We start from the raw sequence: 11,709 nt of genomic DNA, 5'->3' as shown, positions 1-11,709 counted from the left end.
CATAAATCAGTATAAATATGAAACGATATATATTAGGTCTTTCAATGACTGCCATGACTCTATCCTTCATCGGATGCGCCGACTTTCTGGAAGAACCGCTGAGAGGACAGCAAGACTTGAACGAATATTTCAAGAATGAAGATGAATGCGCGCAGCAAATAACAGGCTGTTATCAATCCCTTGCTTTCGATGACTGGTGGCAGATTTATAAGTTCTATCTGGCTGCCGATATGTGTACCGACGATATGTGGATGGGTAATACTACCCAAGACCCGGGCGAATATCGTGACCTGGCGCATTATACAGGCAATACTTACAATGCGGGAAACTGCTGTCAGAATTTCTGGCAATACCGCTATAAAGGTATCCTGCGCTGTAATGTGGCTATTGAACGTATTCCCGGAGTATCTTTTGAAAACGATAATCTGAAGAAACGCTATATAGCCGAAGCGAAGATGCTTCGTGCCTTCCAATATTTCGATTTGATTCGTAACTTCGGCGGCATTCCATTAGTGATGGGAGTCAAACTGCCAAGTGAAGTACAAGGCATCCAACGTTCCAGCATAGCAGATAGTTACGCAGTTGTAGAGCAAGATTTACTTGATGCTATTAATGACTTGCCTAAGCGTAGCGAATATAGTTCAAAAGATTTGGGACGTGCCACCAAAGGAGCCGCACAAGGGCTGTTGGCAAAGGTATATCTGTATCAGGAAAAATATGAAGCAGCAGAGAAGGTACTGCAAGAACTGATCTGCCGTGGAGAATATGCCGGAACATCTTGTGAATACGACCTGATGGAAGACTTCAGCCAAGTGTGGAACATAGATTATAACAACAACAAGGAATCCCTGTTCGAAATACAGACCAATAGTGATATATCTTATTCACTGGGCGAACGTATCTCTATTGTCTGCGGTTCGCGAAATGACAGTGGTTGGGCTTGGGGATTGCCTACCAGTAATCTGGAAAAAGCATATAGCAGCAGCGATGTCCGTCTGAAATGGACAATAATCAAAAACGGACAAGATGTAGCCGGCGATGAAGAAGCGAGAGGTTACACCATCAAAGCGGACGAACACAAATCCGCACGTGTGACACGCAAATTGTATATCCCGAAGAGTAAACGTCCCGACCCGTACGATGCACCTCATATTCCGTTGAACTACCGTTTGCTTCGTTTTGCTGACGTATTATTAATGTACGCCGAAGTGGAAAATAAACTCGGTCGTGATGCTGAAGCCCGCTGGGCATTGAACAGGGTACGTAAGCGTGCCAGTTTGGAAGATGCTCAAAGTTCGGGAACCGAACTTCGTGACGCAATCCGTCAGGAACGCCGCTTGGAACTGGCTTTGGAAAACAACCGCTTGTTCGACCTTCGCCGTTGGAAAGATGATAACGGTAAACCGGCAATCTGCAATATCATGGGCAAGAATGGTTCATTTGTGAGATACAACCTGTCGTATACGGACAGTTACGAAGCAAACAACCAAAAGGAAAGAAGTGATAAGGGTATCAACTTCAACGAAACCCGCGATTTGCTTTTCCCGATACCGACTACGGAAATAACCATGTCGAACGGAAGTATCGAACAGAACCCCGGTTACTAAAAATCAACTAACTATTAAAGAATGTGACGTATGAAAAATAAATATATCTTATTCGGAATCTCCTGTCTGGCTGCCGCCCTTTCCGCTTGCAGTGACGACCTGACTTTCTCACCGGACTACGAACCGGTGTTGAAAGCCAAAAATGAAACAGCTACGGTGAATGCCGCCACAACTTATCAAACCATCGACGGCTTTGCCTCGTCCGATGCATGGACAATGGACTATGTAGGCAAATATTGGAGCGACAACAACAAAGAAGGAATCGCTAAATTATTATTCTCTCAAGAAGTCAAGAACAATCAACCCGAAGGAATCGGCCTGTCCATGTGGCGTGTCAATCTCGGCGGTGGGACTGCCGAGCAAGGTGAGGCCAGTAATATAGCCAGTAAAGTAAACCGTGCAGAATGTTTCCTGAACGCCGACGGAACTTACACTTGGGGTAAATGCTCCGGCCAGCAATATTTTATGCAGAAAGCGAAAGAATATGGATGCAACCAGTTCGTACTATTCAGCAATACTCCCCCGGTTTATTATACAAAGAATGGAAAAGGATATTCAGACAACGGTTGGTATGCGAATCTGAAAAACACGAATGATGATGGTGTAGACGGCTATGGACTATTTGCCGACTATATGGCTACGGTAGCAAGACACTTTGTAGATGAAGGTTATAATATACCATTTATCAGCCCATTGAACGAGCCGCAATATGATTGGGGGCCGGGAAGCGACGGCAAAGCCGCTCAGGAAGGCAGCGGATGGATGAGCTGGGAGATTGCCAATCTGGCTAGGGAAATGGATAAGAAACTGACTGATAAGAATTTGGAAGGAACAAATATCCTGATAGCTGAGTCCGGCTCATGGAAATCGGTTTATGGTTTTGATGGACAGGGACAAAAGTCGCAGGTGATACTTCAGTTCTTTGAAGATAAAGCAGGTGAATACTATATTGGCAATTTAAAACATATGCAACCTAATGTCGTTTGCGGACATAGCTATTGGGTTGACAGAACCTGGGATCAATTGCAGGAAACACGTACTGAATTGCGTAAGGCAGCAGAGAAGAATAACCTCAAAGTTTATCAGACAGAATGGAGTATGCTCCATAATGCAGGAGAAACCATGTACGAAGATTACGACAGTTTTGATGATGCTACTTACATGGACTTGGCGCTCTCTATGGCAAAGGTACTCCATCATGATCTGGCTACAGCCAATGTAAGCTCATGGTCATACTGGACAACAGCCAGCGTAGAAGTATATAGCCAAAAAAGCCGCTTCTATATGATTCGTTTGATTCCGGGTGATGGTGATTATGGTGACATTGCTTTGGATGGTACTTATTCTGCCAGCAAGAACCTGTGGGTATTGGGTAACTATAGCCTTTTCGTTCGTCCGGGCTATAAACGTGTAGACCTTAATATTCCTAATGGTTCACGTATGCTTTTCGGTTCGGCCTACATTTCTCCCGAACAGGATAGACTGGTAGTAGTATACACCAACATGGGAGTAGAAACCATCCACATGGATACTGCACTGGAAGGAATAGGAGATAAGACTGTGAAATCAGTTCGTCAATATACAACTTCTGAAACAAGAGACTTGAAGGAAGAAGCTGATTATCTGACCGGATATATTCCATCGAAATCAGTGGTAACAATGGTCTATGACCTGCAATAAACCGGATAAAGTTTTGATAGGTATTAGATTTATATAAGGTATTAGGTTATTAAAGTATGAAAGTAAAAACGCTCTTAGCCGCTTTTGGCTTCTTCTCAATCGCAGGTATGGCGGGTGGATGTTCCACTCGTCCTGACCCCGATATCAATTTTCAGATAGAAACAGACAAACCCTGTCAAACGATGGCATATTTCGGCGCTTCTGACGCTTGGAGTATGCAATTCATCGGACTTTGGCCGCAGGAAAAGCAGAATCAGGTTGCCGACTGGCTGTTCAGCACCGGGAATGATGCGAACGGAAAGCCGAAAGGTATCGGCCTGTCCCTCTGGCGTTTCAACGTCGGGGCAGGTAGTACTGAACAGGGTGAAGCCAGTCAGATTGCTTCCCCCTGGATGCGTGCCGAATGTTTCCTCAACGCCGACGGAACATACGACTGGAACAAGCAACGAGGACAGCGTAACTTCCTCAAACTGGCAAAAGAACGGGGAGTGAACAAATTCCTTGCTTTCCTGAACTCTCCCCCTGTGTATTATACGCAGAACGGGCTGGCTACCAATACCGGTCGTGGCGGCACGGCAAACTTGAAGCCGGACTGTTACGAAAAGTATGCCCGCTTCTTGGCAGATGTAGTGCAGAGAGTAGAAAAACATGACGGTATCAAGTTCGACTATATATGTCCTTTCAACGAACCGGACGGACATTGGAACTGGGTAGGCCCGAAGCAGGAAGGCTGTCCGGCAACCAACAGGGAAGTAGCCCATACCGTCCGTTTGTTAAGCAAAGAATTTGTAAGCCGGGATATGGATACACAGATTCTTGTCAATGAATCTTCCGATTACCGTTGCATGTTCCGCACTCACGAGACGGACTGGCAGCGGGGGTATCAGATTCAGGCTTTCTTCTGTCCCGATAGTGTGGATACATATTTGGGAGATATTCCGAACGTTCCCCGACTGATGATCGGACATAGCTATTGGACTACTACGCCATTAAGCGAATTGCGTAATATACGTTGTCAATTGCGTGATACATTGGATAAACACAATGTTGACTTCTGGCAGACGGAGACTTGCATCATGGGTAATGACGAAGAAATCGGTGGTGGAAACGGCTATGACCGTACGATGAAGACAGCGCTTTATGTAGCCCGTATTATCCATCATGACATCGTATATGCCGGAGCAAAGAGTTGGCAGTGGTGGCGTGCCATTGGCGGCGATTATAAAGACGGATTGATTCGTGAATATACTACGGACGGCAACTTTTTGGATGGCAGAGTAGAAGACTCCAAACTGATGTGGGCTTTGGGAAATTACAGCCGCTTTATCCGTCCGGGTGCAGTACGGCTGTCCGTTTCGACTTTCGATAAAACGGGGACTTTGATTCCCGATGGTGATACCGACCAACAAGGATTGATGTGCACAGCTTATAAGAATACAGATGGAACGTATGTGATGGTAGTTGTCAACTATGCCAATGAAGAAAAAGAGTTTTCTATTAATGAAGAAAAAGTAGGAAATGCACAATGGCAGATTTATCGTACTTCAGATAAAGAAGGGGAAGATTTGCTTCCGGTAGGGACAGTGAAAAGTGGAAAGACTGTTCAGATTCCGGCGCGTTCTATTATAACGCTTCAAAGTAAATAATAAAAGTAGCTTTATTCTCTTTTTTTCTGAGGAAAATAATACATTTATGTGTTTATCCTTGCTAATTAAGACAATAATCAATCTGGGTAGTTCTTGCACAAGTTAGGGGTGGAAACAGCACGAAATTCAGTTGTCGCAAATTTTGCGACAACTGAATTTCTTTTTTAATCTTTCTTTATATTGTATCCTTGTTTATAATAGCTTGGATAGTGGGACAAAGAAATGTGACAGTCTATTATCATAAGTGCAGAATTTGCACCTATGAGGTATTAATAATGATTATCTTTTTGTTTTTGAGGAGCTATTTAGTTTCTTCATTTCTGTATTACATTTGTTTCATCCTCTTTTATTTCCGCCATCCCATAATACCCAGGCATCGGCATATAAATCGGATTATAATACGTATGGATATTCTTCAATTTCTTTTCCTCTTTCAGCCGTTTGATGTGCCGTGCGGCGGTGGTGGGAGTGAAACCGCAGAGCCTTTGAAAGTCGGAGCGGGTTAATATCGGGTTATTGTTGAAATAGTTGGTCAGCAGTTTGTCTACTTCTTCGTTCGAGCGGGAAGCCGAATGGGGTTTCAATTTGCTTCGTTCCAGGTGTACGACGCTGACTGATTTTTTCAGTTTGATATCTGCCTTGAAGCTGATGTTGGCTTTGAGCTTGATTTGATTCGCTTTCAGCTTGGGTGAAGTGATAGGTTCTTTGCTGTTCAGTTTTATCTGAAAATAGCCGATACCGTCCAGATGGACGCTTTCTCCCTCCCGAAGCCGGTCGCCCATAAAGTGACTAAGGGAATCGAGGACAGATTTTACGTCTCCTTCGGTCAGCGAGGTGGCTATCTGGATTTCCTTTGCCAGATAATCCGTGTCGATGTGCTGGAAGTTGACTACGCGTGCGTGATACGTCTCTTTGCCTTCCTCATCCTTGGGATGGGGAGTCTTGTACAATTCAAATTGTATTGCCATTGTTCTCTATTTATTTTATCGTAAATACATCGTGTTTTGTTGTTGTAAAACAAATTAGTTATCGTTGGACTTCGTTAGAGGGGATTGTGTTATATAGCTGTTGTTTGTTTGTTATCAAGCGGCTTTATATAAGTTGTCCTGCCTTTATTCTTTGATTAAGACGTAGGGATAGTTATGTTCCGGTGCCTTTATCATTAGTCTGTCACGGCCGTGGTAAGATCTTGCCATGACTGTGGTAGCTTCTCTTCATGGCCGTGGTAGGAATTCGTCACGGCTATGGTAGATGAACTATATCAGCGGCAAAGATAAACTATATAAGGGAGAAAAACAAAGTATTCCTACTTGTTTGAGGAATTTATCAGCCTTGTCCCGATTGACAGATACGGTGTAAGAAAGGAAAACGGCCTTGACGGTGATAGGTGATAGATGAGGTGATAGGTTGAAAAACAACCTATCACCGTCGGAAACCTCGATGAATAAAGCGTTTGATTGCCGTCGGTGATAGGTGAAAGAGAAATGTGCATTTTTAATATAGGAGAGAGAGTTGATGAATATCAGTGTTGATTTACTTTCAGTTTCTTCTGATATTCGTCCGAATTCAATATCTCCAATGCCTTTTGTACACTCTCATTCGTTGTATTCATCACCCGAAAATATTCATTCATATCCCAAAGGTCACGTGCTATCAATGCTTTGAGTTGAGTTTTGATGAGCGGGAGCGATTTCTGATACTGCTCTTCATTAAACTTCACGCCCTCTTTATCGCCCATTTCGCGTAAAGTTGCCATCATGTCATCGTCAATGATAAACTTTTCATTGAATGATTCGAACTTCTTGTACTTGCCCGCCAATTCCTTCCGGTGGCCTTCGATGAACTTCATCGTAAATTTAATGATGACTCCTTTGGCTACCAGGTTCCGGTGATAATCCGTGTACAAAGTAGTGTCGATAGGTACGAAATAATCCGGCATGATACCGCCACCGCCATAGACTGTGCGTCCCAGTTTCTTAGTCTGTACTTTCAGTGAATCCGGGAAGTGGATGCTGTCGGCATTCATCAGTTCGCCGTGGTTGAAGCGTTCTATCAAGTCTTTATTGTAATCTGTCGAGCTGTCATAAGGCTTTTGGATGCAGCGGCCTGCAGGAGTATAATAACGGGCGATAGTCAGACGAATCATGGAACCGTCCGGCAGGTCGATGGGACGCTGCACCAGTCCTTTGCCGAAAGAACGGCGGCCGACGATGATTCCCCTGTCCCAATCCTGTACAGCACCGCTGACGATTTCACTGGCGGAAGCTGTGTATTCATCTACTAATACAATGAGACGGCCGTTACGGAAGTCCCCGTTACCTTTGGCATAAAAATCGCTGCGTTTGGCAGTCCGGCCTTCGGTGTAGACGATGAGTTCCTTTTGTCCCAGGAATTCGTTGGCAAGGTCGATGGCAGCGTTGAGGTATCCCCCGCCGTTGCCTTGCAAGTCGAGAATCATATCCTTCATGCCTTGCTTCTGAAGTTCCTTCATTGCTTTCTTGAACTCCTCAGCGGTGGTTGCTCCGAAGCGGTTGATGCGGATATAGCCTGTCTTGGGCTGAATCATGTAAGAAGCGTCAAGGCTGAGGATAGGAATCTTGTCTCTTTTTACGGTGAAAACCAATGGGTCTTGCACGCCACGACGAACAATCTTCAGGTTGACTTTGGAGCCTTTCGGGCCGCGAAGACGTTTCATAATATCTTCCGTACTCATCTTCACTCCGGCAATGGCGCTGTCGTTGACGGCGATAATGCGGTCGCCGGCAAGGATGCCTACTTTCTCGGAAGGGCCGTTGCTGACGGGTTGTACCACCAGTAATGTATCTTCAATCATTTGGAACTGTACCCCGATACCTTCGAAGTTGCCTTGGAGAGGTTCGTTCATTTTCTTCACTTCTTCTGCGTCCGAGTAGGTGGAGTGCGGGTCGAGTTGTGCCAACATTTTGATGATGGCTTCTTCTACCAGCTTGTCCTCATCTACTTTGTCTACATAGAAGTTGGAGATTGCAAATTCTGCCATTTGTAGCTTGCGCATGGCAGCCGAACCGAAATTCTGAGCCTGTACGGCTGATACTGTCCACAGGCAAGCCAAAAGGACGTATATTTTAATCTTACTCATAATCTTACTTTGCTCCATTCTCAACTTATCCTCATTCCTTCAGGAATAAACTGGCTGATATCTTTATTATAGGTCAATAACTCGCGTACAATCGTAGAGCTGACACAAGTCAGTTCGGGTTCAGTGAAGAGCAGGATGGTTTCAATGCCCGCCAGTTTGCGGTTGATATCCGCAATCGTCTCTTCGTACTCGAAATCCTTCACGGTACGGATGCCGCGGACGATGAACCGTGCTCCTACTTCCTGCGCAAAATCAATCGTCAGACAATCATATGACATCACTGTGATGCGAGGTTCGTCTTTATAAAGTTCCCGAATCATTTCTTCCCTTTTCTCGATGGGGAAATACGTATTCTTGTTCTCGTTGATACCGATTCCTATCACAATCTCGTCCATAAAGGTAAGTGCACGTTCCACTACCGAATAATGTCCGATGGTGAAGGGGTCGAAAGTACCCGGGAATATTGCTTTTCTCATGATGCCAAGTCTTCTTCTATAACCAAGTTATCTATAATAAAGTTCTGTCGTTCCATGGTATTCTTGCCCATGTAGAATTCAAGTAGTTCTTTTACTGCGTCCGTCTTGCGCAATGATACTTGTTCCAGACGCATGTCCTTGCCGATAAAGTGCTTGAACTCGTCCGGTGAAATTTCTCCCAATCCTTTGAATCGGGTGATTTCGGGATTCGGGCTTAATTCGTTGATGGCGTTGATACGTTCTTCCTCGCTGTAACAATAGAGCGTCTTTTTCTTGTTGCGCACGCGGAACAAGGGAGTTTGCAGGATATATACATGCCCCTTCTTGATGAGGTCGGGGAAGAATTGCAGGAAGAAGGTAATCAGCAGCAGGCGGATGTGCATACCGTCCACATCGGCATCGGTTGCTACAATGACCTTGTTGTAACGCAGTCCTTCTATGCCGTCTTCTATATTCAGTGCAGCCTGAAGCAGGTTGAACTCTTCGTTCTCGTAAACCACTTTCTTTGTCAGTCCGAAAGAGTTCAGCGGTTTACCGCGTAGACTGAATACCGCCTGAGTGTTGACATCACGGCTTTTGGTGATGGAACCACTTGCGGAGTCACCCTCGGTGATAAAGATGCAGGAGTCCTCTTCGAGTCCTTTTCCTTTCGGGTCGTTGAGGTGGATGCGGCAGTCGCGCAGTTTACGGTTGTGCAGGTTCGCTTTCTTGGCACGTTCGCGGGCAAGTTTCGTCACGCCGGCGATGGCTTTGCGTTCCTTTTCCGATTCCTGAATCTTCTGTTGGATTGCTTCGGCTACGTCCGCATGCTTGTGCAGGAAGTTGTCCACTTCCTGTTTGATGAAGTCACCTACGTATTTATTAACCGTCACGCCGCCGGGAACCATATTGGTAGAACCCAGTTTGGTTTTGGTCTGACTCTCGAAGATAGGTTCTTCTACATTGACGGCGATGGCGGCAACCAATCCGTTACGGATGTCGGTGTAGTCCATATTCTTATTGAAGAACTCCTTGATGGTGCGGGCGATGTGTTCCTTGAAAGCACTTTGATGCGTACCGCCCTGCGTGGTGTGCTGACCGTTGACGAAAGAGTAGTATTCTTCTCCGTATTGTCCGGTATGGGTGAAGGCTATCTCGATGTCTTCGCCTTTCAGATGGATAATCGGATAAAGTCCGGTTGCCGTCATGTTGTCGTTCAGGAGGTCTACAAGACCGTTGCGCGACAGGATGCGGTGACCGTTATAGATAATGGCAAGCCCGGTGTTGAGGTACGTGTAGTTACGTAGCATCGTCTCGATAAATTCGGGCTTGAAACAATAGTTCAGGAATAATGTGTTGTCCGGTTCGAAGAAGATATAAGTTCCGTTTTCCTCTTCGGTATCTTGCGTATTGTCAGTCAGCAGGTTTCCTTTGGAGAAAGTGGCGGTACGTACTTTGCCGTCGCGGTAACTGCGTACCTCGAAACGGGAGCTCAATGCGTTGACGGCTTTCACACCGACACCGTTCAGTCCGACACTTTTCTTGAAGGCTTTACTGTCGTACTTACCACCTGTGTTCAGCATGCTGACCGCTTCAATCAGCTTTCCTTGCGGAATGCCTCGTCCGTAGTCGCGGACACTGACACGAAGGTTTTCTTCAACGGTAATCTCAATTTTCTTACCGGCTTGCATTTTGAACTCGTCAATACTGTTGTCGATTACTTCTTTCAGGAGGACATAGATTCCGTCTTCGGCATGCGCGCCGTCGCCCAGCCTACCGATATACATACCGGGGCGTGTGCGGACATGCTCCATGTCGCTCAAGTGGCGGATGTTGTCGTCAGTGTACTCTACTGCATTGTTGTTGTCTACAGGTATCAATTCGTTCTCTTCCATAGCTGTTTTTTTATTTTATCTCTTTGATGAACGCACGGCGGCGCTTATGTTGCTTAGTCTCAAAGTAATCCCATTGAGCTTGAACCTTTCCGTTCAGTTCGAGTTCGGGGTTGCTTTCTGCAAAGATAAAACCTAATTTTTGATAAACTGGAATTAAATCGGAAAATAACAAAGCGTTAACACCTTTGTTCTGGTATTCCGGCTTCACTGCAACAAGTAGTAAATCAAGCATTTTGGCACGGCGTTTCATGAACAGTGCTTTCAGCAGGTAGAACCATCCGAGAGGCAGCAAGCGTCCGTGCGACTTTTGCAGGGCTTCGGCAAGTGAAGGCATGGAGATACCTACGCAGACCAGTTCATCGTTGGCATCAGTGATAAGGGTCACCATGCGCAAGTCGAGAATAGGCAGGTACATTTTTACGTACTGGTCGATTTGCCGCTGTGTCAGTGGGGAGTAGCCGTAGAGCGGGCTGTATGCTTCGTTCATCAGCTCGAAAATCTTCTGTCCGTAGTCTTTGGCTATTTTCCTTCCGGAAGTGTATTTTTTTATCTTGAGGTTATATTTCCGTTGAATCAGTTCGGAGATGCGCTTGTGCTTGTCGGGGATGGCATCGGGAATGTAGATTTGGTATTCCACCCAGTCGGCGTCTTTCTCGAAACCGAGTTTCTCCATGTGTACCGGATAGTAGGGGTGGTTGTAGATGGTAGCCATCGTGCTGAGTTGGTCGAATCCTTCAACCAGCATTCCTTCCGCGTCGAAATCGGTAAATCCGAGAGGGCCGGCAATGTGCGTCATGCCCCGTTCTTTTCCCCAGTCTTCTACTGTCTTGATGAGGGCGGCGGAGACTTCGGGGTCGTCAATGAAGTCTATCCATCCGAAACGGACGTTCTTGCAGTCCCATTTCTCATTGGCACGGTTGTTGACGATAGCGGCTACGCGCCCTACGATTTTATCGTCCCGGTATGCCAGGAAATAATCTGCTTCACAGAACTCGAATGCCGCGTTTTTCTTTTTGTTGAACGTATTGAGCATATCGTCATAGAGGTCGGGCACGGAATAAGGATTGTCCTTATACATCCTGTAATTGAAACGGATAAATTTCTTCAGCTCACTCTTTGTGGTGACTTTCTTGATTGTAATAGCCATATCTCGTATTTATGATTGAGGGGCAAAGATACGTGATAATCTTCAAATTACAACGCGCGGGGTGAGAAAAACTGTATAAGATAGGTTATCTCAAATAACTTTCAAGATACCAATTTGGCATCTTGAATGAAAGGGAGTTCTATAAAATATCTGCCTTTTGC

The 11,709-nt window shown here is 45.5% G+C and carries 8 protein-coding genes; 3 read left to right on the top strand and 5 right to left on the bottom strand.

Features of this window, described 5'->3' with window-relative positions:
- Window positions 1–17: 17 nt before the first annotated feature.
- The 3 genes from AB5443_RS11480 to AB5443_RS11470 are packed head-to-tail and all read left to right on the top strand — an operon-like array spanning window position 18 to window position 4,933.
- Window positions 18–1,607: a RagB/SusD family nutrient uptake outer membrane protein gene (locus AB5443_RS11480; RefSeq protein WP_277130367.1), complete on the top strand. Its 1,590-nt coding sequence runs from the start codon at window positions 18–20 to the stop codon at window positions 1,605–1,607.
- A gap of 30 nt (window positions 1,608–1,637) precedes the next feature.
- A complete protein-coding gene (locus tag AB5443_RS11475) occupies window positions 1,638–3,287 on the top strand; it encodes a glycoside hydrolase (protein WP_368113400.1) in 1,650 nt (549 codons plus the stop codon).
- A 56-nt stretch (window positions 3,288–3,343) separates the two neighbouring features.
- Entirely contained in the window at window positions 3,344–4,933 is a 1,590-nt protein-coding gene (locus AB5443_RS11470; protein WP_368113401.1) for a glycoside hydrolase family 30 protein, read from the top strand.
- A gap of 314 nt (window positions 4,934–5,247) precedes the next feature.
- Here the strand turns inward: AB5443_RS11470 and AB5443_RS11465 are convergent, their stop codons facing one another.
- The 5 genes from AB5443_RS11465 to AB5443_RS11445 form a co-directional block, all read right to left on the bottom strand.
- Window positions 5,248–5,901 (bottom strand): HU family DNA-binding protein, encoded by a 654-nt coding sequence (locus tag AB5443_RS11465; protein WP_022137646.1) that lies wholly within the window; start codon window positions 5,899–5,901, stop codon window positions 5,248–5,250.
- 554 nt (window positions 5,902–6,455) lie between these two features.
- Window positions 6,456–8,051: a S41 family peptidase gene (locus AB5443_RS11460; protein WP_368113402.1), complete on the bottom strand. Its 1,596-nt coding sequence runs from the start codon at window positions 8,049–8,051 to the stop codon at window positions 6,456–6,458.
- Window positions 8,052–8,071: 20 nt separating this feature from the next.
- Window positions 8,072–8,527 carry a pantetheine-phosphate adenylyltransferase gene (coaD, locus tag AB5443_RS11455; protein WP_195661813.1) on the bottom strand — a complete coding sequence of 152 codons (456 nt, stop codon included), beginning with the start codon at window positions 8,525–8,527 and terminating at the stop codon, window positions 8,072–8,074.
- Window positions 8,524–10,401, bottom strand: coding sequence for a DNA topoisomerase IV subunit B (locus tag AB5443_RS11450; protein WP_195406220.1), 1,878 nt, complete (start codon window positions 10,399–10,401; stop codon window positions 8,524–8,526). Before AB5443_RS11450 ends, coaD begins: the two co-directional genes overlap by 4 nt.
- Window positions 10,402–10,411: 10 nt before the next feature.
- Window positions 10,412–11,548, bottom strand: a complete 1,137-nt coding sequence (locus tag AB5443_RS11445; RefSeq protein WP_167960409.1) for an N-acetyltransferase — start codon at window positions 11,546–11,548, stop codon at window positions 10,412–10,414.
- Between the last annotated feature and the right edge of the window lie 161 nt (window positions 11,549–11,709).

The sequence above is a fragment of the Bacteroides sp. RTP21281st1_H5_RTP21281_210402 genome, from assembly GCF_040918965.1.
GTDB classification, from domain to species: Bacteria; Bacteroidota; Bacteroidia; order Bacteroidales; family Bacteroidaceae; genus Bacteroides; species Bacteroides congonensis.
The sequence above is the reverse complement of the archived record's forward strand: the minus strand, read 5'-3'. Positions and strand labels throughout refer to the sequence as shown.